Genomic DNA, 24604 nt, shown 5'->3' on the forward strand with positions numbered 1-24604 from the left:
GTGTCTGGAAGGGACCCCACTCCCTCCCTGCCATGCCGCTCCGGAAAGCCCCCGCCGCCGACCTCCGCCGCCGCCAGCCGCTCCACGCGCTGATCGGGTCGGCGCTCGCGCTGGCCGTCGTGATCGCCGCGTTCACGGTCCCCGTCCGCGCCTCCGCCGACGGCGCCAGCTTTGTCGAGACCGCCGTGCCACTCGAACTGGATGTGGTCCCCCCGACAGATCAGTCCACCCCGCCGCCTCCCCCGCCGCCCGCGCCTCCGCCGCCCGTCGAGGTGCCGGACGAGGTGACGGTCGAGGACATCGTGGACGAGCTGGTGTTCGACCCGATGGAGGAGGTCGCCCCGCCGCCCGGCCCGCCCGTGCCGCCGGCGCCGCCCGTCTTCGACGCGACGCCCCCGATTCCGCCGCCGCCGACCCCAACCGTCGAGGACACCCCCGACGAGGTGTTCATCGTCGCTGAGGTCCAGCCCGTGCTGATCGACGGGATCGGCGAGCTGCAGAGCCGTGTGGAGTACCCCGAGTTCGCACGCCGCGCGGGGATCGAGGGCCAGGTCGTCGTCCAGTTCGTCGTCGACGAGCGGGGCAACGTGGTCGACCCGGTCGCCGTGCGGTCGCCGAACGAGCTCCTCTCGGAGGCGGCCATCGAGGCCGTCCGCGAGAGCCGGTTCACCCCGGGCCAGCAGCGCGGCCGCCCCGTCAAGGTGCGATTCTCTGTCCCGGTGACGTTTCGGCTGAGGTGAGCGCGCGCCGCAGCAACTTTCGGCCGCGCCGCGTGTCTTGTGCGCGCAGGCCCTTCGCTGCCCCTCCCTGAAATCTCCCCGCCCCTCGCACTGAGCCTCGGGCGTCCCTAGATTGGGAATCGGCCCCCGGGCCCTCCTCTCTCCCCCTCGACATGGCCATTTACAAAACACCCAAGGCCGACCTGCGGAAGAAGTATCCGCTGTACCTGCAGGTCGGGCTGCTCGTCTCCCTCGGGCTCGTCATCGCCGCGTTCACTGTCCCGCTCGACGGCGGCGAGACGGTCGTGATGATGGACGACTCCCAGGAGATCATCGAGCTCGAGGACATCGAGCAGACCCAGCAGATCCAGCCGCCGCCGCCGCCGCCGCCGGCCCCGCCGCCGCCGCAGGAGGTGCCCGACGACGTCGAGATCGAAGAGGAGATCCTCGAGGACGTCGAGCTCGACCTCGAGGACGTGCCGCCGCCGCCGCCGGCCCCGCCGGCCCCGCCGCCGCCGCCGCCGAACGCGCCGCCCCCGCCCCCCCCGCCGCCGCCGCCGGAGCCCGAGCCCACGGAGCCGGAGATCTTTGAGGTCGCCGAGGTCCAGCCCGTCCTGGTCGGCGGCATCGAGGACCTCCAGCGCCGTGTGGAGTACCCCGAGTTCGCACGCCGCGCGGGGATCGAGGGCCAGGTCGTCGTCCAGTTCGTCGTCGACGAGCGGGGCAACGTGGTCGACCCGGTCGCCGTGCGGTCGCCGAACGAGCTCCTCTCGGAGGCGGCCATCAAGGCCGTCCGCGAGAGCCGGTTCACCCCGGGCCAGCAGCGCGGCCGCCCCGTCAAGGTGCGGTTCGCCGTCCCGGTGACCTTCCGCCTGCGCTAGGCGCTTCAAGCTCCGACTTCAGACCGCCCCGGCAGCTTCAGCCGCCGGGGCGGTTTTTTTGAATGGGTCGTACCGCCGAGGTCACATCGAATGCCTCTCCCCCGCGGGCCGCTCCATCATGGGGTCCAGCCGGACCAAGCCGGGCTACGGCCGGACGATGTGGCGCACGGACCCGTCGGCCTCGCCCACGAGCACGTCCGTCGCCAGATTCAAAAACAGGCCGTGGCCGAGGACGCCGGGGATCGCGTCGATGGCGGCGCCGAGGTCGCCCGCGTCGTCGATGCCGTCGAATCGGGCGTCCAGGATCCACAGGCCCTGGTCGCTGACGACGGGGCCGTCCTTCCGCTCCCCCATCCGCAGCATGGGAGTGGCACCGAGGGCGCGGAGGGCGCGCTCGACGGCGGGGGCGGCGAACGGGAGCGCCTCGACGGGGACGGGCATCGTCGTGCCGAGCCGATCGACCAGCTTCGAGTCGTCGACGAGCACGACGAACCGCGCCGCGAGCGCGGCGACCACCTTTTCGCGGACGTGCGCCGCGCCGCGCCCCTTGATGAGCGCGAGGTCCGGGTCGACCTCGTCGGCCCCGTCGATGGCGAGGTCGAGCGGCGGCTGGGCGCCGGCGTCGGCGATGCCGAGCGCGTCGAGCGTGGCGACCGGGACGCCGTGCCGGCGCGCGAGCCGCTCGGCCGCGAACGAGGTCGGGACGCCGACGACGTCGATCTCGCCCGACGCGACGCGCGCGCCGATGGCCTCGATCGCAAACGCCGTCGTGGAGCCCGTCCCGAGCCCGAGTGTCATCCCGCTCTCGACGAGGGCGGCGGCGGCGGTGCCGGCGGCACGTTTGGCGTCGGACTGGGACATGGGCGGTGCGGGGTGTAGGGGGGGCAAGGTGCGCTCACGACCGGGCTCGCGCCAGCCGCGGGCGGGGTCTCCCTCCCCAATTCCTAACGCCGACCGCCTACTCGTAGCGCAGGGCCTCGATGGGGTGCAGCTTGGCGGCCTTGGTGGCCGGGTACACCCCGAACACGAGGGCCACGACCGTCACGCCGAGCACGGCGGTGATGGCCCAGCCCCACGGGAACGCCGGGGGCGTCGTCATGAGCGCCGCGACGACGTTCCCACCGAGCGCGCCGAGCACAATGCCCACAAGCCCGCCGATCTGACACAGCACGACGGCCTCGACCAAGAACTGCAACAGGATGTCGCGCCGAGTGGCGCCCAGCGACTTGCGGACGCCGATCTCGCGCGTCCGCTCGGTCACGCTGACGAGCATGATGTTCATGACCCCGACGCCCGCCGCGAGCAAGGCGATGAGCCCGATGCCCGCGCCGCCGGTCGCGAGCGCGCTCGTGAACGTCTTGAGCCCATCGGCGGCCTCGGCCGAGGAGAACACGTCGAAGTTGTTCTCGGCCTCGGGCGGGAGCCGGCGAATCGCGCGGAGCGCGCCCGTCGCCTGGTCCTGGGTCGCCGCCAGCATCTCGGGGCTCGGCGCGCGCACGTCGATCCACACGTCACGGTTCTGGAGCCCGAACGCCTCCATGCCCCGGGTGATCGGCACGACGACCCGGTTGTTGGCGTCGCCGATCCCCATCCCGCCCGACTTTTCGGCGAGCACGCCGACGACCGAGAACCGGACGCCGTCGACGCGGACCTCCTGGCCGATCGGGTCGCCCTCGCCGAAGAGCTCGGTCGCGACGGTCGTCCCCAAGACGGCGGCCGGGCGGGCGGCCCGGACGTCCTCCTCGGTGAGGAACCGGCCCTGGCCCATCTCCCAGCCATTGTTCTGCGGGTAGTCCTGGTCCGTCGCGATCACCGCGACGTCCGGGTCGGTCGCCTCCTCCGTCGTCCGGACCTCGCGGCTTCCGGCCCAGACGCCCGCACTGACCGACGCCGCGAGCGGGGCGCGGTCGCGGAGCGCAAGCGCCTGGTCGAAGGTCAGCTGAGGCCGGCGCTGCTGCTCGTCGGTCGGCGGCCCGTCCGAGTTGATCCGGTTGAACGTGATGGTCTGCGTGCCCATCGACGCCAGCTCCGACATCAGCGTGCCGTCGAGCACCTTGACGGCGGTGACGGACGCGATGACGGAGAACACGCCGATCGCCATGCCGACGAGCGTCAGCGCGGACCGGAGGCGGTTCGAGCGGAGGGCCTGCAGGGCCTGGCGGAAGGTCTCTCCCATGGGTTACTCGTAGCGGAGGGCCTCGATGGGCCGAGCCCGCGCGGCCTGCCACGCGGGGATCAGGCCGAACGCGACGCCGACGACGGCGCAGATCACGAACGCGAGGGCGACCGTCCCGCCCGACAGCTCGGCGGTAAAGACCTGGTTCAGGCCGACGGCGACGAGCGCGGCGATGGCCACGCCGATCGCGCCGCCCAAGAGGCAGATGGCGACGGCCTCGACGAGGAACTGGAACAGAATCGCGCGCTGCGTGGCGCCCAGCGCCTTGCGCACGCCGATCTCGCGCGTCCGCTCCTTGACGCTCACGAACATGATGTTCATGACCCCGATCCCGCCGACGAGGAGGGCGAGGGCCGTCAGGAACAGGCCGACGGCGTACGTCGCGATCCGCATCGTCTGGACCAAGTCGCGGAACTGGTCCTGGCGGTTGATCGAGAAGTCCTCCTCGTCGAGCGCGTCGAGCCCGCGCCAGATGCGCGTCAGGCCGGTGATCTCGTCGATGGCCGCGAGCTGGTCGACGCCCTCCGCGACCTGGACCTTGATCGACAGGTTGGGCTCGGTCGAGAACAGGCGGCGATACGTGTTGAGCGGGATGATGGCGCGGCCGTCGGCCGACATCATGCCCAAGAACTTGCCGCGCTTGGCGAGCGTGCCGACGACCTCGAAGCGCTCGCCGCCGATGCGGATGTCCTTGCCGATGGGGTCCTCGCCGGGGAACAACTCCTCGACCACGTCGAACCCGATGACGGCGACGGCCCGGGCCGCGCGCGACTCGGCGTCGGAGTAGAAGCGGCCCTCCTCGATGTCGGCGCCGCCGGTGTCGACGTAGTTGGCCGTCGAGGCCTCGACGCCGACGCCGGCGATCTCGTCGCGCCCGCGCGTGACCGTCGCGCCCATCCCGGTAATGGGCGCGATCTCCGACGCGACCGTCGCGCGCTCACGCAGGAACGTCGCGAGGTCCTCGGTGACCGGCGGGCGGTTGCGATACTTCCACCAGTCGTCCAAGATGATCCAGGGCGTGCGCTCGACGAAGAGCGCGTCGTCGCCGATCATGGCCATCGACTTGTCGAACTCGCGCTCGATCCCGTTGATGACGGTGAACATGGAGGTCACCGAGACGATGCCGATGACGATGCCGAGCGTCGTGAGCAGGGCGCGGACCTTGCGCTCCCACAGAGCCGTCGCGGCGATACGGACGCCCTCGGCGATCTCGGTGGGAAAGGCGGGCACGGGCGGCGGCGGGGGGAGGGCGAGCTACGGCGAGCCGGGCGCGGGGTTGCGGTCGCAAGGTCGCCCCTCTCGTGGGTCAGCGTCTTGCCGTTCCCCAGTCCACGTCATCCCGAGCCTGCGAGGGATCTCAGCGAGACTCTTCAGGTCGCGACGAACGGCAGGATGAGCATGACGGCCATGCTGAGATCCCTCGCGTACGCTCGGGATGACGTCGGACGAGCGTACAAGGCAGGGCGCCCGCTCTTGCCCGGATACCCGAGAAGGGGCAGACCGTTCGAGCGCGCAGCCCTCACAGGTCACGCTCGAAGCGGAGCCGAAAATCGCGGTAGGCGGCGTTGTAGCCGGCGGCGGTGACGGTGTAGCCCTGCGCCAGCCCGAGCACGGTCATGCCGGGGTGCTTGTTGGGGAACGTGTCGTAGGCGAACCGGGCGTAGCCCAGCCGCCGGGCCTCCTGCTCCAACGCGGCCAACAGCGCGCGCGCCACGCCGCGCCGGCGCCACGGCTCCAGCACGCCGCCCTTGGCGCTGTAGAACGTCGTCGCGCTCTCGCGGTAGCCCACCTTGTAGCCGACCGGCTCGCCGCCGACCGTCGCCAGCAGGAGCACGAGATCGTCGCGGTCGAGGCGCTGGATCACGCGCGTGTCGTCGAACACCGACCGGTTGAGGGCCTGGATCTCGGGGTACCGCGCCACGTCGATCCGCTCGATCCGAACGTCGGACGGCGGCCGGAGCATGGACGGGGGGGCCAGGGTTTCCACACCGAACGGTACCGGCTGGCGCGCTCCGGATCAAGGGGAAGTTGCGGGGGCCTGGACTCACACATCCTCGCCCCATACTGTCAGCCCTCCGGGAGCGCGGGCGGCGGCGGGGGGAGTGCGGGCGGGGCCGCCTCCTCGACGAGCGACCACGGCTCGATCAGCGTCTCGGGCAGGCCGGACAGGAAGCGGCTGGGCTCGGTCAAAAACTGGCCGGAGCCCCGGCGGTACTGGACGAGCGGGACCGAGCAGTACAGGTGCGTCTCGGCGCGCGTCAGCGCCACGTAGAGCAGGCGGCGCTCTTCGTCTTCCTCCTCGCTCGACGCGAGTGCGTAGGCGGACGGCAGGACGCCGTCGAGGGCGTGGATGAGGAAGACCGTGTCGAACTCCAAGCCCTTGGCCGAGTGGATCGTCGAGAGCACGAGCGGCGGCTCGTCCTTGAGGGCGGCGTCCGACGGCTCCTGCGTCCAGTCGATGGGGTCGAGCGCGAGCGACTCCAGCAGCGCCGTGCGCGAGCGGTGGCGGGCGGCGAGCGCCACGACGGCGTCGAGGTCGGCCTCGCGGTTCTGAAAGTCGTCGGCGTAGACGCGCTCGAAGACGGGGCGGTAGTACGCCAGCAGGCGCTCGACCTGGGCCTCGGGCGCCAGCGCGTCGTCGCGCAACGGCGTCAGCGCCTCGACGAGCCGGGCGACCGAGGCGGCGACGGTCGGCGAGGAGACGACCTCGTCGACGGACTGGCGCAGGACGTGGACGGCGGCGTCGGTGCCGCCCGTGGCGGCGTGCGAGATCCAGTCGAGCAGGCGGCGCGCGGTCGTGGGGCCGACGCCCTCGACCAGGCGCAGGGCGCGGTTCCAGGCGACGGCGTCGGCGGGGTTCTCGGCGACGCGCAGGTGGGCGACGATGTCCTTGACGTGGGCGGCCTCCGCCAGCTTGAGGCCGCCGAACTTGACGAAGGGGATCTTGCGGCGGCCGAGCTCGGCTTCGAGCGCATACGAGCACCAGCCGGAGCGGAAGAGGACGGCCTGGCGGTTGAGGGGCGTCCCGCTCTCGCGGTTGTCCAAGACCACTTGGGCCACGAACCGCGCCTCGTCGCCGTCGTCCGGCGCGGAGACGAGCGCCGGGGTCTCCCCTCCCTCGCGGTCGGTAAAGAGGCGCTTGTCGTAGGCCTCGGCCGCGTTCGCGATAACGTGGTTGGCGAGGTCGAGGATGGGCTGCGTCGACCGGTAGTTGTGCTCCAGCTTCAAGACGCGGGCGCCCGGGTAGCGGACGGGCACGTCGAGAATGTGGCCCACGTCCGCGCCCCGGAAGCGGTAGATCGACTGGGCGTCGTCGCCGACCATCATGACGTTGCGCCAGACGGACTGGAACTGCTCGACCAAGTCGGCCTGGAGCATATTGACGTCCTGGTACTCGTCGACGAGCACCTGCCGCGCACGGCCGGCGACGGCTTGGCGGACATCGGGGTTCTCGCGCAGGAGTCCGAGCGTGAGCGCCAGCAGGTCGTCGAAGTCCATCATCCCCGTGCGGCGCTTGGTCTCGGCGTAGCCGGTGCGCAGGCGGTGCAGGGTGTCGAGGTGCTCGGCGTACTGGGGGTAGGCGTCGGCGACGACCTGGTCGAGCGCCAGGCCGCGGTTGGTGGCGGCGGAGAACATCGCCAGCAGGGTCCGCTTGCGGGGAAAGCGCTTGGGCAGGCGGTCGAGCCCAAGCCTCGTCCGGGCAAGGTCGACGACGTCCGCGGCGTCGGCCGAGTCGAGGACGCCGAAGCGGTCGGGGTAGCCTACGCGCGTGGCATAACGGCGCAAGGTCTCAAGGCAGAAGGCGTGGAAGGTGCCGCCGCGGACCCGCTCGCACCGGCCGTCGAGCAGCATCCCGGCGCGCGTGAGCATCTCGGTCGCGGCGCGCCGGGTGAAGGTGAGCAGGACGATCTGCTCGGGCGGGACGCCGGTCTCGACGAGGTAGGCGACGCGGTAGACGAGCGTGCGCGTCTTGCCCGTACCGGCGCCCGCGACGACGAGCGTGGCGCCGTCGCCGGCGGTCGCCGCCGCGAGCTGCTGACGGTCGAGGTCGGCGGCGTAATCGAGGGTGAGGTGCGGGTCGCCGGGGTCGGGCTCGCGGGGCTGGAGGACGAAGCGGCGGGCCACGGGGCGGAGGGTCGGAGAGGTCGGGTCGCCAGCGGGGCGGGGGTCGAGTCTACGCCGGAGGGGGTGACAGGGTCGGCGGGGACCTCGGGGAGCGGGCACTGGGTACGGGACGTCCCCCCCCTCTCCCATGCCTGCCCTCCCGGACTCCTTCCGTCTCGATAGCCGCGTCGCCCTCGTCACCGGCGCCTCGCGGGGGATCGGGGAGGCGATGGCGCGGGCGCTGGCCGACGCCGGGGCGCATGTCGTCGTTGCGAGCCGGAGGCAGGAAGCCGTGGACGCGGTCGCCGCGTCGATCCGGGCGGCGGGCGGGCAGGCCACGGGGCGGGCGCTCCACGTCGGGCGGGCCGACGAGATCGCGGAGGCCGTCTCCGAGATCGCCGACACCCACGGTGGGCTCCACGTCCTGGTCAACAACGCGGCGACGAGCCCGGTCTACGGGCCGGTCGAGGAGACCGACGAGCGGGCGTTCGACCAGATCATGGGCGTGAACCTCAAGGGCCCGTTCCTGCTGGCGCAAGCGGCGCTCCCCTACCTGTCCGTGTCGGGCGGGTCGATCCTCAACGTGTCGAGCATCGGGGGCGTCACGCCCGAGACCGGCGTGGGCATCTACAGCGTTTCGAAGGCGGCGCTGATCTCGCTGACGCAGGTGATGGCGAAGGAGTGGGGCCGCCACGGCGTGCGGGCGAACGCGATCTGCCCCGGCCTGATCCAGACGCAGCTCAGCCAGCCGATGTGGGCCGACGAGAAAACGCTGGCGCGATTTACGCGGGGCGTGCCGGCCGGGCGGATCGGGGTGCCCGAGGACCTGGCCGGGCTGGCGGTGTTTCTGGCGTCGGACGCCTCGGCGTACTGCACCGGCGGCGTGTTCACCGTCGACGGCGGGTACCTGGTGGCCTGACGCAGGTCGCGCGCGGACCGCTACGCCGTCCTCAATCGGCCCTCACCCTGTCCCTCTCCCAGAGGGAGAGGGGACGCCTCACGTGGCGCCTCGCTATTCACGGTTGTCTACAGCAGGAAGTCGTTGACGACGGCGACGCCCACCATCGTCAGGCCGGCGCCGAACAAGCCGAAGGCGAGGTACATCAGGCGCTGCTCGTTGGCCGAGGTCCGCTTCATTTTGAGGCGCGCGAGCCCCCCGTCCTGCGGCCGCATCGTCTTCGTGTGCCCCGCGAGCCGCTCGACGAGCACCTGCTGGGTCTGGAGCGCGAACAGGGCGGCCAGGAACAGCGCCGCGACGCCGCCGACGAGCAGGCCCTGGCTCGCGGACTCCGCCAGCACGGTCTGCATCAGCGTGACCGTCCCGCCGGCGGCCGCCAGCGACAGCGTTGAGAGCTGGCGCAGAAAGTCGAAAAAGAGCTGGGCGACGGTGTCGGCGGAGACCTCGGGGAGGTTGTCGGGATCCGGGGTCGGCGTCATGTCGAGGGCGAGTCGGGCGGGCGGCGGGCGACGGCGATGCGGTCGCGGCGGGCGAGGTCGGGCAGGATGGCGGCGTCGGCGAGCCCGGCGTCGCGCCAGAGCGCGGCGACGGCCGTCCCGTGGTCGGCGTGCGTCTCGGCGACGAGCCAGCCGTCGGGGCGGAGCAGGCGCTCGGCGTGGCCGGCGAGCGCGCGGTAGAAGAGGAGCGGGTCGGCGTCGGGGACGAAGAGCGCCAGCCCGGGCTCGTGGTCGCGCACCTCGCGCTGGAGCCCGGCGCGCTCGGCGTCGGGGACGTAGGGCGGGTTCGAGACGAGGAGGTCGAACGCGGGCGGGACCTCGTCGGCAAAGGCCGGGCGCAGGGCGTCGGCCTCGACGAACGTGACCGCCAGCCCCAGGCGGTCGGCGTTGCCAGCGGCGACCGCGAGCGCATCCGGCGACACGTCGACGGCGAAAACCTCGGCGTCGGGCCGCTCCGAGGCGATCGCGAGCGCGACGGCGCCACTCCCCGTGCCCACGTCGAGCACCCAGGGCGCCTCGACGGACCGGATCCGGCGGAGCGCCTCCTCCACGACGGCCTCGGTCTCGGGGCGCGGCACGAGCACGGCCGGCGAGACCGCGAGCGTGAGGCCGTAAAAGTCGGCGTGGCCCAAGACGTACTGGACGGGCTCGCCGGCGGCGCGGCGCGCGACGGCGCGGGCGACGAGGGCGACCTCCTCAGGCTGCGCGGGCGCGTCGGGTCGGGCGTAGAGCGCAGCGCGCGTGGCGCCCGTCACGTCCTCGACGATCCACTCGGCTGTGCGGCGGGGGTCGTCGACGCCGGCGTCGGTGAGCCGGGCGACGGCGTCGTCGAGGAGGGATCGTCTCGTCAACCGATCTGTGGCGGGCGGGGTGGCGTAGGATACGGGCCCACCTCTCCCCTCTTCCTTTGACGGATTACTACACCGGCCGCACGGCCCTCGTCACCGGCGCCTCGTCCGGCATCGGCGCCGACATGGCCCGCCAGCTCGGCGCAACTGGCGCGCACGTTGTCTTGGTCGCCCGTTCCGAAAACGCACTCGCGACGGTCGCCGGCGAGGTCCGCGCGGCAGGCGGGACGGCGACCGTCGTCGCGGCCGACCTCGACCCGCGCGACGCCCCGGCCGCGCTGGCGGCCCGCCTGGACGCCGACGGCCTCGCCGTCGACGTGCTCGTCAACAACGCCGGCTTCGGCGTGCAGGGCCCGTTTCTCGACGCGAGTGCCGAGCAGGCCGAGGGAATGGTCGGCCTCAACGTCATGGCGCTGACCTCGCTGACGCGGCGGCTCTTGCCCGGGATGGTGGGGCGCGGGCGCGGCGGCGTCCTCAACGTCGCGAGCGTGGCGGCGTTCGTGCCCGCGCCCTCGTTCGCCGTCTACGCGGCGACCAAGTCGTACGTGCTGTCGTTCTCGGAGGCGCTGTGGGCCGAGATGCGCGGGACGGGCGTCCACGTGTCGTGCCTGTGCCCCGGGCCCGTCCGCACCGGGTTCGCGGACCGGGCGGGCATGAACGACGCCTTTTTCAACGGCGCGCTGCCGTCCGAGACCGTCGCCCGGCAGGGGCTTGCGGGGCTGGCGGCAAACACGCGACGCGTGGTGCCCGGCGTCGGCAACAAGGTGCAGGCCATCGCCGCCAAGCTCGGCCCGACTTCGCTGGGGCTGGCGGTCGCCGGGGCCGTGATGAAAAAGGCGGGGTGAGTGTGGATAGGTGTTGCGTGTTGCGTCCCCAGGGGGGGATACACGCAACACGAAGCACGCAACAGACTCACCGACCCAAGTACTCGAAACACCCCGCCCCACCCGCCTTAGGCACACGGGGGGCGTCACGGCCGGCGGATCCGAAAGTCGTCGAACCTCGCCAGGGGGGCCGTGCGGACCGCCTCGACGGCCTGGACGTCGGCGCCGGGCGGGCCGCCCCACAACAGGCGCGTCAGGCGGTCGAGCTCGGGCGCCTCGCCGTCGGCCGCCAGGCGGACCGTTCCGTCGGGGTCGTTGCGGACCCAGCCCGACAGGCCGAGGCGGCGGGCCCAGCGCATCACGTAGCGCCGGAACCCGACGCCCTGGACGCGACCCCGGACGGTGGCTTCAAGTCGCTGCATCGCGGCAACGGCGCCGCCCGCCTCCGGACGGGGCGGGCGGGGCGCGCTAGGCGTCGGCGGGGAGCAGGCCGCGGCTGGCGGCCCAGGCGCGGAAGTCGGTCTCGAGCTGCTCGAACGAGTCGAGCACGAACAGCTTGGGCTGGAGGTGCCACACGTCGTAGTCCTGGTTGATGACGGCCTCGATCGAGAACGGCACCTTCTCGACCTTGTCGCTGAGCGCGTGCTGGACCTCGTCCTTCGACGACAGGATGCCGGCGCCGAAGATCCGCTCTCCGACCTCCTGCTTGATGAGCCCGAACTCGACGGTGAACCAATGGAGCCGCTCGAGCGACTGGCGGTCCGTGCCCTCGGCGTGGAGCGCGCTCTGGCCGAAGAGGTGGTAGAAGTCGGCGAAGGCCGGCTCCGTCAGCATCGGCATGTGGCCGAACATGTCGTGGAAGCAGTCCGGCGCGGGCGTGTAGTCGAGCTCGTCCTTGCGGCGGATGTAGTCGGTCGAGGGGAAGACGCGGTCGTTGAGCAGGCCGAAAAAGTCGCGCTCGTGGAGCAGGCCCGGGATCCGGGCGATGCGCCAGCCGGCGGCGGCCTCCATGCGGCGGCTGAGGTCGCGCAACGTCGGGATGTGGTCGGGCGTCATCCCGAGCGTCTTGACGCCTTCGAGGTAGGCCTCGCCGGCGCGGCCGGGCAGCATCGACATCTGACGGGCAAACAGGAAGCGCCAGTTTTCCTGGCTCTCCTCGTCATACGCGGGCGGCTCGATCTCGTCGCCGATGGGGGGCGGCCCGTCGAGGTTCTGCGGGACGCAGCGGGGATCGACCTCCCCGCCGTCGGCCGGGGGCTTCTCGTAGGCGGAGAGGGGGGCGTCGGCGGTGGGCTCGGTCATCGGAGTGGGGAGGATTGGAAGGGCTTTCGGAATCTACGGGCGTCGGCGACGGGCTTCGGCCTCTAGCGGGGTCGGTTGGCGCGGCGCGCGGCGCGGAGCACGAGGGCCATCACGAGGACAGCCGCCAGCACGCCGCCGGCCCGGACCGCGGCGTCGAGCGACCAGCCGCCCGCGTCGACCGTCCAGACGGCGTACGCCCCGGCGGCGACGGCGCTGCCGATCGCTAGAACGAGACGTTCGCTGGGGAGGTTCGGGGCCAGAGGGCCAGTGGCTCGGTGGGGTCGGTGGGGTCGGTGGGGTCGGTCGCACGGCAGGGTTCGATCTCGCACGGACCGACTCACGGGCCCACCGGCTCGCCATCGGCCCGCCCCGCGAGCCGCTCGACGGCAGCGACCTGGCTGGCGGCCACGTCGGAGTACGTCACGATCGCGGCGTCGCACGCGTCGTAGCCGCGCAGGCCGCGCTGGTCGCCCAAGACGACGAGCGTGGTCGGGTGGGCGGCCATCAGGTTGCGGGCAAAGCGGCGCTCGCGGCCGGCCAGCCCGAACGTGCTCCACGCGGCGGGCCGGGCGATCGTGGCGACCACCAGCTCGCGCGCGTCGTTCGCGAGCAAGCGGATCTCGTCGAACGGCTCGTCCTGGTCCTCGTGCGTCGGCTCCAGCTCGCGGTAGACGGCCTTCGGCAAGAGTTGGGCGACGGCCTCCCCCATCGGCATCGTGACCGGCTCGTTGGGGCGCGGGGCGGGCTTAATGAGCACCACGAGCACGCCGGACCCGTCACCCAGGTCGGGCAGCGGGCCGCGAGCGACCTCGACGGCATCATGGGCGACGCGCTCGGCCAGCGCGGCGTGCTCGGGCGCGGCGACGGTCTCGGCCGGGAGCGGCGGCGTGCTGAACACGTCGGGCCCGTGGCGCTGGCGCAGCGTCTCGCGCAGGCGGTCGACGCGCGCGAGCGCGGCGTCGAGCAGGCCCTCGTCGAGGCGCCCCTCGCGGACGGCGGCGACCAGCCCCTCGATGACGGCGACCGGGTCGACAGCGTCCACGAACAGGTCGACGCCCGCCTCCAACAGCTCGGCGGCGAGGTCGCCCTCGGTCTTGCCCTCCACCTTCGCGCCCGCCATCTGCAGGCTGTCGGTGACGACGACACCCTCAAAGCCCATCTGCTCGCGCAAGAGGCCGCGCAGAATCGTCGGCGAGCGGGTGGCCGGGGTGTCGGCGTCGAGCGCCGAGTACACGACGTGCGCCGTCATCACCAGATCGACACCCGCGTCGATGGCGGCGCGGAAGGGGACGAAGTCGGTCGCTTGCAGCGTCTCGAGGTCGTCGTCGACCGTCGGCAGCTCAGCGTGCGAGTCGCCCGACGTGCCGCCGTGGCCGGGGAAGTGTTTGGCGGTCGCCAGCTGGCCTGCGTCGTGGACGCCCGCGACGAACGCGGCCGTCAGCTCGGCGGCCCGGCCGGGATCGGGCCCGAAGGCGCGGGCGCCGATGATGGGGTTCTCCAGATTGCGGTCGACGTCGGCGACCGGCGAGTAGGTGACGTGGACGCCGCACGCGAGCGCCTCCCGACTGGCCTGTGCGGCGAAGGCGCGGACGGTCTCGGCGTCGCTGGCGTGCGCGAACGCCTCGGCGTGGGGGTAGACGGTCCCCCCGATGACCTGCTGCCCAAACCCGCGCTCCATGTCGGTCGTCACGATGAGCCCGTGCTCGGACTTCTGCTGGAGCCGCGCGAGGGTGTCGCGCGTGTCGGGCCAGCGCCCGTTGAACAGGATGAGCCCGCCGATGGCGTAGCGGTCGAGGAGCGCGGCGACCTCGGCTTCGGCCTCCGTCGCGGTGACGGCGGGCGGGAGGTTGTTGCCGAGACGGACGATGAGGAGGCCGGCGGCTTTGTCTTCGAGGGAACGGGGCACGGACGTGGCGGGGAGAGAGGGGCCCGTGGTACGGCCCGCCTCCCGTGGGCGATCCCTAGCCCGCGCCGTATAGCCCCTCGGCCTCGATGATCGTGCGGACCACGTCGGGCACGAGGTACCGCACCGTCTGCCCGCTGGCGACGCGCTCGCGGATCTCGGTGCTCGACACCGCCAGCGACGGCCCCTCTACGACGGTCAGCGCCGACGCCAGCCAGTCGGGTAGCGCGCTGAGGTCGACGGCGTCGCCGGGGCGGCGGTACACGACCAGCGTCGCCAGGTCGAGGATCGCCCGAGGCTCGCGCCACGAAGGAAAGCCCGCCAGGCTGTCGCCGCCGACGATGAGGGCCAGGGGCCCGGCGCCCTCGGCCGCCAGCTGGCGCAGCGTGTCGACGGTGTAGCTGACGCCCTCACGAGCGATCTCGATATCAGACACGGCGAACCGGTCGTTTCCTTCGACGGCGGCGCGGACCATCGCCAGCCGCGCCTCGGCGGGCGCCAGCGACGGGTCGCCGACCTTGTGGGGGGAGGTCGCGGCGGGAATCCACAGCACGCGGTCGAGCCCGGCGGCGTCGGCGCACGCCTCCGCCACGGCGAGGTGACCGACGTGCGGGGGGTTGAACGAGCCGCCGAAGACTCCGAGGGGCATGAGGGATGAGGGATGAGGGATGAGGAAGATGGTCGGCCGTCACGCCTGGCGCCACCCTGCACCGTCCGCCCCCCACTCCTCGTTCCTTCACCCCGCGAGCCGCCGTCTTCGACAAATCCCCAGATCCCTGGGCGCGCGAGCCCCCTAGATTCCCCGGCTCTGCCCTGCGCTCCTCGGACGGCCGCACCTGCCGTCGCCCGGGGGACTTCCCAAGCCCGCACACCCCATGTACGCAATCGTCGAGATCGCCGGCAAGCAGTTCAAGGTCTCCGAAGGCCTCCGCCTCTTCGTGCCCCGCCTCAAGGGCGAGGTCGGCGACTCCCTCACGTTCGACAAGGTCCTCCTCGTCTCCGGCGACGACGGCGTCTCCGTCGGGGCCCCGACCGTCGATGGCGCCAGCGTCCCCGCCGAGGTGCTCGCGCACGTCAAGGGCGACAAGGTCATCGTCTTCAAGAAGAAGCGCCGCAAGGGCTACAAGGTCAAGAATGGCCACCGCCAGCCGTACACGCAGATCAAGATCGGCGCGCTCTCCGTCAACTAGCGCGCTCGCGCTCCCAGACCCCCACCTGAGATGGCACACAAAAAAGGCGTCGGCTCGTCGAAGAACGGCCGCGACTCCAACCCCAACATGCTCGGCGTGAAGTCGCCGGGCGGCGCCACGATCCACGCCGGCACGATCATCGTCCGCCAGCGCGGGACCAAGTTCCACCCCGGCCTCAACGTCGGCCGTGGCAACGACGACACGCTGTTCGCCACCTCGAACGGCCGCGTCCGCTTCCAGACGTCGCGCGGCGGCCGCAAGACGGTCCACATCGACCCGGTCGAGGGCTAGCCTCGCGGATCGACTCGATCTCGGCGCCCCTGCTGCTTCGGCGGCGGGGGCGCTTTTTTTTGGTTTCAGGAATGGCTCGCTGGCGCTGGCTGGCGCCGACCTCCGGTTCGCGGGAACAGGGAGTGAGGAACGAGCGGAGTGCAGACAACGCGCTCGCGTCGGCCGGTGGCGGTCGGCATCTTGGCTCTCCCCTCTTGCCCCTCTCCCCGTGCCCCTGTCCCCCCCTGCCCTCGTCGTCTTCGACCTCGACGACACCCTCCTCGATCACAAAGCGGCCGAGGCTGCGGCGCTGGCGGACGTCCACCGGCTGCACGGCGCGCACCTCGGGCACCACACGTTCGACCACGTCCACGCCTCGTACCGGGCCTGCAACATCCCGCTCTGGCGCGACTTCGGCCGGGGCGAGATCACCGGCGAGCAACTCCGCCAGCTCCGCTCGGAGCGCCTTCTCGCGGCGCTCGAGTGCGACACGATCGAGCCGGCGACACTCGACCGCGACTACCTCGCGCGGTACGCCGCGCACTGGCGCTGGGCCGAGGGCGCGCGCGAGGCCTACCGCGCCGTCGCGGACGCCGTGCCCGTCGGAATCCTGACGAACGGGTTCTCGGCGCAGCAGCGCGGCAAGCTGGCGGCGCTCCCCGAGATCGCCGAGCGCGCGGCGTTCGTGGTCATCTCCGAGGAGGTCGGCGTGATGAAGCCCGACCCCGGCATCTTCGAGCACGTCCGCCAGCAGGCCGCCAGCACGTTGGGCTGGGACGTGCCCGCGGGCGACTTGCTCTACGTCGGCGACTCCTACCACTCCGACGTGCTGGGCGGGACCGGCGCCGGGTGGCCCGTCGCGTGGTACCGGGGCGACGCCGAGCGCGCGCCCGAGGGCGCCGTCGCCTTCGACGACTGGGCCGACCTGCTGGCGCGGGTGCGCTAGCCCAGCCCGAGCTGGGCGAGGAAGATGGAGACGGCGGCCGGGTACAGCAGGATCGTCAGCGCCAGCCCGCCGAGCGCGCCGCCGAGGTGCGCCTCGTGCGCCACGCGGCCGATCTCGCGCTTCGAGGCGTAGATCGAGAGCACGACGTAGAGGACGGCGAACAGGATGGCGGGCATCGGGATGATGAACATGATGCCCAGCATCGCGAACGGCTCGAACAGGCAGAAGGCGAACAGCACGCCCGAGATGGCGCCCGAGGCGCCGACGGCCGAGTACTGCGGCGCGTCGCGGTGCTTCCAGAACGTGAGCGCGTTCGCGGTCAGCTCTGAGCCGAGGTAGACGATCAGGAAGCTCCACGGGCCCATCACCGCCTCGACGTACGGCCCAAAAAAGTAGAGCGTGATCATGTTGAACGCGAGGTGCATCCCGTTCACGTGGACGAAGCCCGCGGTGAGCCACCGGCTCCACTCGCGCTCGCGCACGACGCGGTACGGCTTGAACGCCCAGCGGTCGATGAGCTCGGGGTTGACCAGCAGCGTGTACGCGCCGATGGCGACGTTGAGCACCAGCATGGTCTGGGTGACGGGCGGGAGCGAGAGGAGGCCTTCGAGCATGGGCGTGGGGGCGGGTACCTTCGCGTACTCGCTGCCGCCGCCGATGTCCCGCCTGCCCCTCCTCTTCGCCATCGCCGCGCTCGCGCTTGCCGGGTGCGACGGGTCGGGCGGCTACGTGGGCACCTGGCGCGCGGCCGGGCCGGACTCGCTCGGCATGCGCTACCAGTTTTTCGCCGACGGCACGGCCCGCATCGTCGAGCGCGCGCCGGGCGCCGAGCCCGTCGTCTACGGGGCGACGTACGAGATCGTCGGCGACTCCATCCTGTGGCTCCGCGACGACACCCAGGACGGCCGCTTCCGCGTCGCGCTCGACGGCGACACGCTGCGGCTCGAGAACCCCGCCAGCGGCCAGCGCACGGTCTGGGTGAGGCTCTGAGGGTTGGGACCGCGGACCGCGGACCGGGGCCATGCCGGCCCGGTGGCCGTCTTTCCGAGTTCCCCCCAATCCCCAATCCCGCGAACCGGAGGTCGGCGCCAGCCAGCGGAGCGAGCCAGTCCCTAGTCCCGCGAGCGCCGGCGAGCCTACAGCACCGCGTCGATCCAGCCCCAGAGCTCGGCCAGGCCCTGCTTTTTCTCCGACGACGTCAGCACGATCGGCAGCTCCAGGCCGAACGGCGCGAGCTCGGCCTGGATGCCCGCGACGGCCTTTTTGCGGGCGTTCGCGCCCAGCTTGTCCGCCTTCGTCATGGCGATGAGGTGCGGGGCCGGGCTCTCCAGCATCACCGCCAGCAGCTCGGCGTCCATCTTCGTCATCCCGTGGCGGCTGTCGATCAGTTGGACGACCGCGCGCAGCGTCCCCTCCTCGGCGCGCTGGGTGATGTACTGCCCGATAAACTGCTGCCACCGCGCCCGCTGCTTTTGCGACACCTTGGCGTAGCCGTAGCCCGGGAGGTCGACCAGGAACACGTCCGGGTGGCCCTGCGGGTTGGGGTTGACCGCGTAGAAGTTGAGCGCCTGCGTCTTGCCCGGCGTGCCCGACGTCTTCGCGAGCTGCTTGCGGCCGAGGAGCGCGTTCAGCAGCGAGCTCTTGCCCACGTTCGAGCGCCCCACGAAGGCGACCTCGGGCGCGATCGGGGGCGGCAGCGTCCGCCAGCTGGGGGCGGAAAGGACGAACTCGGCGTGCTTGACCTTCATGGGCAAGGGGGATGTGGCAAGGGGCAAGAGGCGGGGGCTCCAAGCCCCTTGCCTCTTGCCCCTTGACGCGTGCCCGGGAGCCGCTAGGCGACCGCGCTAAAGTGGTCGGCGACCGTCTGGCCCAGCTCGGCGAGGTTCTCAACGGCCGTGATGCCGGCGGCGCGCATGGCCTCGAGCTTGGCCTCGGCCGTGCCCTTGCCGCCGGAGACGATGGCGCCGGCGTGGCCCATGCGGCGGCCGGGAGGCGCCGTGCGGCCGGCGATAAACCCGAAGACCGGCTTCTGGACGTGCTGGCGGACGTACTCGGCGGCCTCCTCCTCGGCCGACCCGCCGATCTCGCCGATCATCACGATCGCCTCGGTCTCGGGGTCCTCGTTGAACAGCTTGATGGCGTCGGTGTGCGTGGTCCCGATGATGGGGTCGCCGCCGATGCCGATGGCCGTCGTCTGGCCGAGGCCGGCGCGCGTGAGCTGGTCGACGGCCTCGTAGGTCAGCGTGCCGGAGCGCGAGACGACGCCGACGGCGCCGGGCTTGAAGATCATGGTCGGCATGATGCCCACCTTGACGTTCGCGCCCGGGGTCAGCAGACCGGGGCAGTTCGGGCCCACCAAGCGGACGCCGCGCGTGTCGACGAACGACTTGATGGGCAGCATGTCCTTGACCGGGATCCCCTCGGTGATGCAGACGACCGTCTGGACGCCGGCGTCGGCGGCCTCCAGGATGGCGTCGGCGGCGAAGGGCGGCGGGACGAAGATGACGGACACGTTCGCGCCCTCCTTCTCGACGGCCTCGGCGACCGAGTTGTAGACGGGCCGGTCGAGGTGGGACGAGCCGCCCTTGCCAGGCGTGACGCCGGCGACGACGTTCGTGCCGTACTCGATCATCTGCTCGGCGTGGAAGGAACCTTCCTTGCCAGTGATGCCCTGGACGACGAGGCGGGTGTCGGAATCGATGAGGATGCTCATGCGGAAAGGCGGGGGTCGGGGAGATGCGCGGGGCGCGGTCGGGGTCGAAGTGAAGGGCGGCGGGGTCGCGGGACCCCGGGCCTTTAAGCCTGCGTGTCGGGCGGCGGCTGGGGGGCCGGCGCGGGGGGCGGCGTGGCCTGCGTGGCGACCGGCTGCGAGGCTTGCGCCTGGGCCGGCGGCGCGGGCGGGATCTGCGTCCGCGGCGGCTCGACGGTCAGTTCGTGCTTGATGTCGTTGGTGGCGTCCTTGAACTCACGGATGCCCTTGCCCAGGCCGCGCGCGATCTCGGGGATCCGCTTGGCGCCGAAGAGGAGGAGCACGACGAGAAGGATCGCGAGGATCTCAAACGGTCCGAGGCTGCCCATGACGGTAGGATCTGTGGGAGGGGAGGCGCCACCTGCGGAAGGCCGGTGCGCACGAAGAATCTACGGGCCACCCCCGCCGAGGTGCCCCGCGCGCGCCGAGTTCGCCGGATCTCACGCCACACGCGGCCCGTGGCGCCCGGCGCCGGGGCGGGGGGCCCGTAGCTTCACGGACGCCCCCCGCCCCTCATGCTCGACCGCGACACCATCCACGCCTGGCCCAAGGCCGAACTCCACTGCCACCTCGACGGCTCGCTCCGCGTGTCGACCATGCTGACGCTCGCGCGCGAGCAGGGCAAGCTCGACGTGCTCCCCGCCGACACCGAGGAGGGCATGGCCGAGGAGCTCCAGAAGATCGACGGGTCGCCGACGCTCGAGGAGTACCTCCAGTGGTTCGGGTACTCGCTCCCGCTGATGCAGACGCGCGAGGCGCTCTACCGCATCGCGTACGAGCTGGCCGAGGACATGGCGGCCGACAACGTCCGCTACCTCGAGGTCCGCTACGGGCCGGTCCTCCACACCGACGAGGGGTTGACGATGTGGCAGGTCAACGACGCCGTGCTGGCGGGCCTCAAGGACGCCGAGCGTGACCACGGCATCCGGAGCGGCGTCATCGTCTGCGGCCTGCGCGACCGGCGCGAGAGCGCGTCGCTGGCGCAGGCCGAGCTGGCCGCGAGCTACCGCGGGCGCGGCGTCATCGGGTTCGACCTCGCCGGCGGCGAGCGCGGCAACCCGGCCGACCTCCACGGCTCGGCGTTCTACCTCGCCCGCAAGGAGCTCCTCAACATCACCGTCCACGCGGGCGAGAGCTTCGGGCCGGCCTCGATCCGCCAGGCCCTCTTCAAGTGCGGCGCGCACCGGATCGGCCACGGCGTCACGCTCGGCCAGGACCCCGAGCTGCTCCGCTACGTCGTCGACCGCCAGATCCCACTCGAGGTCTGCCCCACGTCGAACGTCCAGACGCACGTGGTCGCCAGCTACGAGGCCCACCCCGTCGCCGAGTACTGCCGCGCCGGCGTGCCGGTGACCATCAACACCGACAACACGCTCTTTAGCCACACGACCACGACCGAGGAGTTGTGGCTGGCGCACACGCGCTGCGGGATCCCCGAGGACGCGCTCCGCCAGATCGTGCTCAACGGGTTCCGCCACGCCTTCCTCCCCCACCGCGAGAAGGCCGCCCTGCTCGCGGAGGTCACCCCCCTCGTCCTCGCCGATGCGTAGCCTCCCCGCCCTCCTGCTGGCGCTGGTGCTCGGCGCCTGCGCCAGCCCCGAGACCACCCCGGCCGATGCCCGCCCCGAGGCGCCCGCCGAGGCCCCGCCGGGCGAACCCGTCGCCGCGCCCGATTTCGACACCGCCGCCTGGATCGCCGCCGTCGAGGCCGCGCCCGACGACACGGCGCTCGTGTCGCTGTCCGAGACGCTGCTCGGGGCGCTCGACTGGCGGGCCGCCTGCGGCGAGGACGACCCGACCGTCCCGCGCCGTGGCATCGTCCAGATCCACCGGCTCGGCGCCGAGGCCATCGCCGAGGTGACGTGCCAGGCCTTCGCCTACCAGAGCGTCTTCGCCGTCGTCGACCTGAGCGGCGCGACGCCCCGGCTCGTCCGCGCGCGGATCGTCGGCGAGGACGGGCGGCCGTCGGCCGACGTCACCGAGAGCTTCCTCGGGGTCTTGTCCCCGGGCGACGCGCCCCGCACGTTCGCCGTCTTGACCAAGAGCGCCGGCCACGGCGGCTGCGGCACCGACGTCCGCTACCGGCTCCGGCCCGACGGCTCGGCCGCCATCGCCACGACGCGGGCGTACGCGGACTGCGACGACGCCCTCGCGCCCGAGGCGTGGCCGGTCACCTTCACGGCCGAATGATCGTCACCGTCCACCCCGCCGCCGCGCTCGCGGGCACGCCCCGGCTCCCCGCCGACAAGTCGATCGCGCACCGGACGGCCATGCTGGCGGCGATCGCCGACGGCGAGAGCGAGATCGTGGGCTTCTCCGACGCCGCCGACCCGGCCTCGACGGTCGCTTGCCTCCGGCAGCTTGGCGTCCGGTTCGAGACGCGCGACGACGTGCTCGGGCCCGACGGCACGCCGAGCCTGTTCGTGACCGGCCGGGGGCTGGCGGGGCTTCGCGAGGCCGACGGCCCGCTCGACTGCGGCAACTCGGGCACGACCATGCGCCTGCTGGCGGGCCTGCTGGCCGGCCTCCCCTTCCGCACGACGCTCGTCGGCGACGCCTCGCTGTCGGGCCGCCCGATGGAGCGGATCGCCCGGCCGCTCCGCGCGATGGGCGCGGACGTGGCGCTGACCGACGGCCACGCGCCGATGACGGTCGGCGGCGGCGGCCTCACGGGAATCAGCTACCGACTGCCCGTCGCCTCGGCCCAGGTCAAGAGCGCCGTGCTGCTGGCGGGGCTGGGCGCGAGCGGCACGACGACCGTCGTTGAGCCCGTGCCGACGCGCGACCACACCGAGCGGATGCTGGCACTCGACGCGCTCGTGATCGGCGGCGAGCGGCACGTCTCCGTCGACGGCGGGACGGCCGTCCGCGCACGCCAGTTTATCGTGCCCCGCGACGTGTCGGCGGCGGCCTTTTTCCTGGTCGCCGGCAGCATCGTGGACCCAGCCACCATCCAACTGGGCGGCGTCGGCCTCAACCCCACGCGTAGCGGCGTCGTCGACGTGCTCCGGGCGATGGGCGCCGACATCCGGATCGCGAACGAGCGCGAGCGGGCGGGCGAGCCGATCGCCGACCTCCGCGTCGAGGCGGCGCCCCTCGCGAGCGTCGAGATCGGCGGCGACCTGGTCCCCAACCTGATCGACGAGATCCCCGTGCTGGCGGTCGCGGCGGCGTTTGCCGACGGGCGGACCGTCATCCGCGACGCGGCCGAGCTCCGTGTCAAGGAGACCGACCGGATCGAGGCGACGGCCGCGTTCCTGCGCGCGATGGGCGCCGCCATCGAGGAGACGCCTGACGGGCTCATCATCGAAGGTGGGAAGCCGCTGACGGGCGCCGACGTCGACGCGCGCGACGACCACCGGATCGCGATGGCGGCGGCGGTCGCCGCGCTCGGGGCCTCGGGCCCGACCCGGATCCACGGCGCCGAGGCGGCGGCCGTCTCGTTCCCCGCGTTCTGGGAGGCGCTCGAGAGCGTCGCCGCCGGGTCCGTCGAGACGGCCTAGCCCTCCGTCTCCTCGACGACGGGCTCCGAGGTCGGAGACGCCGCGCGGGCCGACGCCAGCACCGCGGCCACCAGATCATCCGTGTCCGTGTCCTCGTCCCAGCGGACCGTCCGGGCGGCGTCGCCGTTGAGACGCATCCAGCTCGCCAGCATCCGCATCTCGTCGACGTCGGGGCGGCGGTGGACGTCGGGGGCGGGAAGATCGGGGTCGAACGCCTCCGCCAGCGCCGCGCGCAGGTCGGCGACCTCGTCGGGCCCCGGATCAGCCGGCAGGTCGACCGTCGCCGCCAGCCGGCCGTGGCGGATCAGGAACAGCTGGGCGCCGCCGGGCAGGCCGTCGTAGCCCGGCGCGAGCGGCTCGACAAGGACGGCGTGGTGCTCGTGGACGGCCGACGCGACGGTCTTCTGGCGGCCGAGTGTGCGCTGGAGCCGGCGGAGCTGGTCGCGGTACCACCCGGCGGCCTCGTACTCGCGCGACGCCGCCGCCTCGCGCATCGCCTCCTCGACCAGGTCGATCGCCTCGGTGTCCTGGCCGGTCAGGAAGGCGCGGACGCGCTGGACCTCGAGGTCGTACTGGTCGGCGCCGTCGCCGCCGACGCAGGGCGCGCCGCAGCGGCCCATCTCGTGGTACAGGCAGGGGCGGCCGAGCGCGAACACGTTGTCGTCGCACTCGCGGAGCAGGAACAGCCGCCCGATCAGCTCGACGAGCTCCTCGGCCTGGCCGCGCCGCCCGAGCGGGCCGTAGTACTCGGCGCCGTCGTGCGCGATGCGCGGGGTCCACGAGATGGTCGGCGTCCGGTGCCGCGTGTCGAGCCGGATAAAGGGGTAGTCGCGGTAGCGGCGCTGGGCCCGGTTGTAGACCGGGAGGTAGTTCTTGATGAGCTTCGACTCCTCCAGGAGCGCCGACAGCTCGGTCCCCGTCTCGCGCCAGGTCACCTCGCGCACGTCGCGGATGAGCTTGCGCGTTTTGGGGTCGTGGTTCTCGACGCCGGTGAAGTAGCTCCGGACGCGGTTGCGCAGGCTCTTGGCCTTGCCGACGTAGATAACCGACCCGCGCGAGTCGCGCATAAAGTAGACGCCGGGCCGGTCGGGCAGGAGCGGCAAAGTCTGCTCGCGGATCTTCTTGAGGTGCGCCGGCTCGCGGCGCGTGTCCTTGTAGCGGCGGCGCTGGAAGCCGAGGACGCCCTCGACGGTCGTGACGTTGAACTCGATGCGGAGCCGCTCGAGCAAGATCACCAGCAGCTCGGCCGTCGCGACGGCGTCGCCGAGCGCGCGGTGCCGGCCGTTGACTTTGATCCCGAAGTGCTGCGTGAGCTTGCTCAACCCTTTCGAGGGGAGCGACGACAACAAGCGCCGCGCCAGCCGCAGCGTGTCCAGGCTCTGGTTCTGCAACGGAGGCAGGCCACTCTCCGCCAGCGCCACATCCAAAAAACGGGCGTCGAACGGCAGGTTGTGGGCCACGAGCACCGAGTCGCCCAGGAAGTCGACGAACTGGGGCATCACCTCGGCCGCGTCGGGCTGGCCGTAGACCATCGCCGTCGAGATGCCGGTCAGCCGCGTGATCCGCTGGGGGACGTGGCGCCCGGGGTCGATGAGCTGCTGGAACGTGTCGACGATCTCGCCGCCAACGAGCCGCGCCGCGCCGATCTCGATGATGCGGTCGTCGCCCGCCCGCGACCCGGTGGTCTCGGTGTCTACGATGACGAAAGGCGTGGTGTCGACGTCCATGGGGGCG

27 protein-coding genes are annotated in these 24604 nt (G+C 72.3%); 11 read left to right on the forward strand and 16 right to left on the reverse strand.

Annotation, left to right across the window (positions count from 1 at the left end):
* Positions 1-32: 32 nt before the first annotated feature.
* On the forward strand, positions 33-740 hold the full coding sequence (locus ACLIRP_RS09065) for an energy transducer TonB (RefSeq protein ID WP_412063645.1): 708 nt from the start codon (positions 33-35) through the stop codon (positions 738-740).
* Positions 741-892: 152 nt separating this feature from the next.
* On the forward strand, positions 893-1600 hold the full coding sequence (locus ACLIRP_RS09070; protein WP_412063646.1) for an energy transducer TonB: 708 nt from the start codon (positions 893-895) through the stop codon (positions 1598-1600).
* Between the two features lie 144 nt (positions 1601-1744).
* Here ACLIRP_RS09070 and rpiA read toward each other — a convergent pair whose 3' ends face one another.
* The 5 genes from rpiA to ACLIRP_RS09095 all read right to left on the reverse strand — a co-directional run bounded on the left by rpiA (position 1745) and on the right by ACLIRP_RS09095 (position 7901).
* A complete protein-coding gene (gene rpiA, locus ACLIRP_RS09075) occupies positions 1745-2461 on the reverse strand; it encodes a ribose-5-phosphate isomerase RpiA (protein ID WP_412063647.1) in 717 nt (238 codons plus the stop codon).
* Between the two features lie 97 nt (positions 2462-2558).
* Entirely contained in the window at positions 2559-3776 is a 1218-nt protein-coding gene (locus ACLIRP_RS09080; protein ID WP_412063648.1) for an ABC transporter permease, read from the reverse strand.
* A 3-nt stretch (positions 3777-3779) separates the two neighbouring features.
* Positions 3780-5006 (reverse strand): ABC transporter permease, encoded by a 1227-nt coding sequence (locus ACLIRP_RS09085; RefSeq protein ID WP_412063649.1) that lies wholly within the window; start codon positions 5004-5006, stop codon positions 3780-3782.
* Positions 5007-5295: 289 nt separating this feature from the next.
* Complete coding sequence (locus ACLIRP_RS09090) at positions 5296-5739, reverse strand: GNAT family N-acetyltransferase (protein WP_412063650.1); 444 nt, start codon at positions 5737-5739, stop codon at positions 5296-5298.
* Between the two features lie 104 nt (positions 5740-5843).
* Positions 5844-7901: an ATP-dependent helicase gene (locus ACLIRP_RS09095; protein WP_412063651.1), complete on the reverse strand. Its 2058-nt coding sequence runs from the start codon at positions 7899-7901 to the stop codon at positions 5844-5846.
* Positions 7902-8028: 127 nt separating this feature from the next.
* Here ACLIRP_RS09095 and ACLIRP_RS09100 point away from each other — a divergent pair, with 127 nt between their 5' ends.
* Positions 8029-8799 carry an SDR family NAD(P)-dependent oxidoreductase gene (locus ACLIRP_RS09100; protein WP_412063652.1) on the forward strand — a complete coding sequence of 257 codons (771 nt, stop codon included), beginning with the start codon at positions 8029-8031 and terminating at the stop codon, positions 8797-8799.
* A gap of 107 nt (positions 8800-8906) precedes the next feature.
* Here the strand turns inward: ACLIRP_RS09100 and ACLIRP_RS09105 are convergent, their stop codons facing one another.
* Both ACLIRP_RS09105 and prmC read right to left on the reverse strand, forming a co-directional pair.
* Complete coding sequence (locus ACLIRP_RS09105) at positions 8907-9317, reverse strand: hypothetical protein (protein WP_412063653.1); 411 nt, start codon at positions 9315-9317, stop codon at positions 8907-8909.
* On the reverse strand, positions 9314-10186 hold the full coding sequence (gene prmC, locus ACLIRP_RS09110; RefSeq protein WP_412063654.1) for a peptide chain release factor N(5)-glutamine methyltransferase: 873 nt from the start codon (positions 10184-10186) through the stop codon (positions 9314-9316). Before prmC ends, ACLIRP_RS09105 begins: the two co-directional genes overlap by 4 nt.
* Positions 10187-10242: 56 nt before the next feature.
* On the opposite strand from prmC, the gene ACLIRP_RS09115 reads away from it, so the two are divergent.
* On the forward strand, positions 10243-11028 hold the full coding sequence (locus tag ACLIRP_RS09115; RefSeq protein ID WP_412063655.1) for an SDR family NAD(P)-dependent oxidoreductase: 786 nt from the start codon (positions 10243-10245) through the stop codon (positions 11026-11028).
* Positions 11029-11153: 125 nt separating this feature from the next.
* Here ACLIRP_RS09115 and ACLIRP_RS09120 read toward each other — a convergent pair whose 3' ends face one another.
* From ACLIRP_RS09120 to nadD, 4 genes are all read right to left on the reverse strand, one after another.
* On the reverse strand, positions 11154-11429 hold the full coding sequence (locus tag ACLIRP_RS09120; protein WP_412063656.1) for an acylphosphatase: 276 nt from the start codon (positions 11427-11429) through the stop codon (positions 11154-11156).
* Positions 11430-11475: 46 nt separating this feature from the next.
* Positions 11476-12309, reverse strand: a complete 834-nt coding sequence (locus ACLIRP_RS09125; RefSeq protein ID WP_412063657.1) for a phenylalanine 4-monooxygenase — start codon at positions 12307-12309, stop codon at positions 11476-11478.
* 337 nt (positions 12310-12646) lie between these two features.
* Complete coding sequence (locus tag ACLIRP_RS09130) at positions 12647-14215, reverse strand: glycoside hydrolase family 3 protein (protein ID WP_412063658.1); 1569 nt, start codon at positions 14213-14215, stop codon at positions 12647-12649.
* A gap of 55 nt (positions 14216-14270) precedes the next feature.
* Positions 14271-14861 carry a nicotinate-nucleotide adenylyltransferase gene (gene nadD, locus ACLIRP_RS09135; protein ID WP_412063659.1) on the reverse strand — a complete coding sequence of 197 codons (591 nt, stop codon included), beginning with the start codon at positions 14859-14861 and terminating at the stop codon, positions 14271-14273.
* Positions 14862-15087: 226 nt separating this feature from the next.
* Between nadD and rplU the strand changes: the two genes are divergently transcribed.
* The 3 genes from rplU to ACLIRP_RS09150 all read left to right on the forward strand — a co-directional run bounded on the left by rplU (position 15088) and on the right by ACLIRP_RS09150 (position 16618).
* On the forward strand, positions 15088-15402 hold the full coding sequence (rplU, locus tag ACLIRP_RS09140) for a 50S ribosomal protein L21 (protein WP_412063660.1): 315 nt from the start codon (positions 15088-15090) through the stop codon (positions 15400-15402).
* Positions 15403-15432: 30 nt separating this feature from the next.
* Complete coding sequence (gene rpmA, locus ACLIRP_RS09145; protein ID WP_412063661.1) at positions 15433-15693, forward strand: 50S ribosomal protein L27; 261 nt, start codon at positions 15433-15435, stop codon at positions 15691-15693.
* A 208-nt stretch (positions 15694-15901) separates the two neighbouring features.
* Positions 15902-16618, forward strand: coding sequence for an HAD family hydrolase (locus ACLIRP_RS09150; protein ID WP_412063662.1), 717 nt, complete (start codon positions 15902-15904; stop codon positions 16616-16618).
* On the opposite strand, the gene ACLIRP_RS09155 is transcribed toward ACLIRP_RS09150, so the two are convergent.
* Positions 16615-17232, reverse strand: a complete 618-nt coding sequence (locus ACLIRP_RS09155; protein ID WP_412063663.1) for a rhomboid family intramembrane serine protease — start codon at positions 17230-17232, stop codon at positions 16615-16617. The genes ACLIRP_RS09150 and ACLIRP_RS09155 overlap by 4 nt on opposite strands.
* 43 nt (positions 17233-17275) lie before the next feature.
* Between ACLIRP_RS09155 and ACLIRP_RS09160 the strand changes: the two genes are divergently transcribed.
* Positions 17276-17608 carry a hypothetical protein gene (locus ACLIRP_RS09160; protein ID WP_412063664.1) on the forward strand — a complete coding sequence of 111 codons (333 nt, stop codon included), beginning with the start codon at positions 17276-17278 and terminating at the stop codon, positions 17606-17608.
* Positions 17609-17754: 146 nt separating this feature from the next.
* On the opposite strand, the gene yihA is transcribed toward ACLIRP_RS09160, so the two are convergent.
* The 3 genes from yihA to ACLIRP_RS09175 form a co-directional block, all read right to left on the reverse strand.
* Positions 17755-18366 carry a ribosome biogenesis GTP-binding protein YihA/YsxC gene (yihA, locus tag ACLIRP_RS09165; RefSeq protein ID WP_412063665.1) on the reverse strand — a complete coding sequence of 204 codons (612 nt, stop codon included), beginning with the start codon at positions 18364-18366 and terminating at the stop codon, positions 17755-17757.
* 83 nt (positions 18367-18449) lie between these two features.
* Complete coding sequence (gene sucD, locus ACLIRP_RS09170; RefSeq protein WP_412063666.1) at positions 18450-19331, reverse strand: succinate--CoA ligase subunit alpha; 882 nt, start codon at positions 19329-19331, stop codon at positions 18450-18452.
* 83 nt (positions 19332-19414) lie between these two features.
* Positions 19415-19696, reverse strand: coding sequence for a twin-arginine translocase TatA/TatE family subunit (locus ACLIRP_RS09175; RefSeq protein ID WP_412063667.1), 282 nt, complete (start codon positions 19694-19696; stop codon positions 19415-19417).
* A gap of 186 nt (positions 19697-19882) precedes the next feature.
* On the opposite strand from ACLIRP_RS09175, the gene add reads away from it, so the two are divergent.
* The 3 genes from add to aroA are packed head-to-tail and all read left to right on the forward strand — an operon-like array spanning position 19883 to position 22870.
* The gene (gene add, locus ACLIRP_RS09180; RefSeq protein ID WP_412063668.1) at positions 19883-20917 is read left to right on the forward strand and encodes an adenosine deaminase; all 1035 of its coding nucleotides are present in this window, start codon (positions 19883-19885) and stop codon (positions 20915-20917) included.
* Positions 20910-21557: a hypothetical protein gene (locus ACLIRP_RS09185; protein WP_412063669.1), complete on the forward strand. Its 648-nt coding sequence runs from the start codon at positions 20910-20912 to the stop codon at positions 21555-21557. The genes add and ACLIRP_RS09185 overlap by 8 nt, the downstream gene beginning before the upstream one ends.
* A complete protein-coding gene (aroA, locus tag ACLIRP_RS09190) occupies positions 21554-22870 on the forward strand; it encodes a 3-phosphoshikimate 1-carboxyvinyltransferase (protein WP_412063670.1) in 1317 nt (438 codons plus the stop codon). Before ACLIRP_RS09185 ends, aroA begins: the two co-directional genes overlap by 4 nt.
* On the opposite strand, the gene ACLIRP_RS09195 is transcribed toward aroA, so the two are convergent.
* Positions 22867-24597 (reverse strand): DEDD exonuclease domain-containing protein, encoded by a 1731-nt coding sequence (locus ACLIRP_RS09195; protein ID WP_412063671.1) that lies wholly within the window; start codon positions 24595-24597, stop codon positions 22867-22869. The two genes, aroA and ACLIRP_RS09195, sit on opposite strands and share 4 nt — an antisense overlap.
* Positions 24598-24604: the final 7 nt, after the last annotated feature.

The sequence above is a fragment of the Rubrivirga halophila genome (genome assembly GCF_046845755.1).
Classification (GTDB): domain Bacteria; phylum Bacteroidota; class Rhodothermia; order Rhodothermales; family Rubricoccaceae; genus Rubrivirga.

What these genes read in the sequence shown, in the direction of transcription:
- rpiA (WP_412063647.1), bottom strand. Translation starts at nt 2,461, where the DNA reads ATGTCCCAGTCCGACGCCAAACGTGCCGCCGGCACCGCCGCCGCCGCC.
- ACLIRP_RS09100 (WP_412063652.1), top strand. Translation starts at nt 8,029, where the DNA reads ATGCCTGCCCTCCCGGACTCCTTCCGTCTCGATAGCCGCGTCGCCCTC.
- ACLIRP_RS09185 (WP_412063669.1), top strand. Translation starts at nt 20,910, where the DNA reads ATGCGTAGCCTCCCCGCCCTCCTGCTGGCGCTGGTGCTCGGCGCCTGC.
- ACLIRP_RS09120 (WP_412063656.1), bottom strand. Translation starts at nt 11,429, where the DNA reads ATGCAGCGACTTGAAGCCACCGTCCGGGGTCGCGTCCAGGGCGTCGGG.
- sucD (WP_412063666.1), bottom strand. Translation starts at nt 19,331, where the DNA reads ATGAGCATCCTCATCGATTCCGACACCCGCCTCGTCGTCCAGGGCATC.
- ACLIRP_RS09065 (WP_412063645.1), top strand. Translation starts at nt 33, where the DNA reads ATGCCGCTCCGGAAAGCCCCCGCCGCCGACCTCCGCCGCCGCCAGCCG.
- ACLIRP_RS09160 (WP_412063664.1), top strand. Translation starts at nt 17,276, where the DNA reads ATGTCCCGCCTGCCCCTCCTCTTCGCCATCGCCGCGCTCGCGCTTGCC.
- ACLIRP_RS09070 (WP_412063646.1), top strand. Translation starts at nt 893, where the DNA reads ATGGCCATTTACAAAACACCCAAGGCCGACCTGCGGAAGAAGTATCCG.
- rpmA (WP_412063661.1), top strand. Translation starts at nt 15,433, where the DNA reads ATGGCACACAAAAAAGGCGTCGGCTCGTCGAAGAACGGCCGCGACTCC.
- ACLIRP_RS09125 (WP_412063657.1), bottom strand. Translation starts at nt 12,309, where the DNA reads ATGACCGAGCCCACCGCCGACGCCCCCCTCTCCGCCTACGAGAAGCCC.
- ACLIRP_RS09155 (WP_412063663.1), bottom strand. Translation starts at nt 17,232, where the DNA reads ATGCTCGAAGGCCTCCTCTCGCTCCCGCCCGTCACCCAGACCATGCTG.
- nadD (WP_412063659.1), bottom strand. Translation starts at nt 14,861, where the DNA reads ATGCCCCTCGGAGTCTTCGGCGGCTCGTTCAACCCCCCGCACGTCGGT.
- rplU (WP_412063660.1), top strand. Translation starts at nt 15,088, where the DNA reads ATGTACGCAATCGTCGAGATCGCCGGCAAGCAGTTCAAGGTCTCCGAA.
- aroA (WP_412063670.1), top strand. Translation starts at nt 21,554, where the DNA reads ATGATCGTCACCGTCCACCCCGCCGCCGCGCTCGCGGGCACGCCCCGG.
- yihA (WP_412063665.1), bottom strand. Translation starts at nt 18,366, where the DNA reads ATGAAGGTCAAGCACGCCGAGTTCGTCCTTTCCGCCCCCAGCTGGCGG.
- ACLIRP_RS09195 (WP_412063671.1), bottom strand. Translation starts at nt 24,597, where the DNA reads ATGGACGTCGACACCACGCCTTTCGTCATCGTAGACACCGAGACCACC.
- ACLIRP_RS09105 (WP_412063653.1), bottom strand. Translation starts at nt 9,317, where the DNA reads ATGACGCCGACCCCGGATCCCGACAACCTCCCCGAGGTCTCCGCCGAC.
- add (WP_412063668.1), top strand. Translation starts at nt 19,883, where the DNA reads ATGCTCGACCGCGACACCATCCACGCCTGGCCCAAGGCCGAACTCCAC.
- ACLIRP_RS09175 (WP_412063667.1), bottom strand. Translation starts at nt 19,696, where the DNA reads ATGGGCAGCCTCGGACCGTTTGAGATCCTCGCGATCCTTCTCGTCGTG.
- ACLIRP_RS09090 (WP_412063650.1), bottom strand. Translation starts at nt 5,739, where the DNA reads ATGCTCCGGCCGCCGTCCGACGTTCGGATCGAGCGGATCGACGTGGCG.
- ACLIRP_RS09080 (WP_412063648.1), bottom strand. Translation starts at nt 3,776, where the DNA reads ATGGGAGAGACCTTCCGCCAGGCCCTGCAGGCCCTCCGCTCGAACCGC.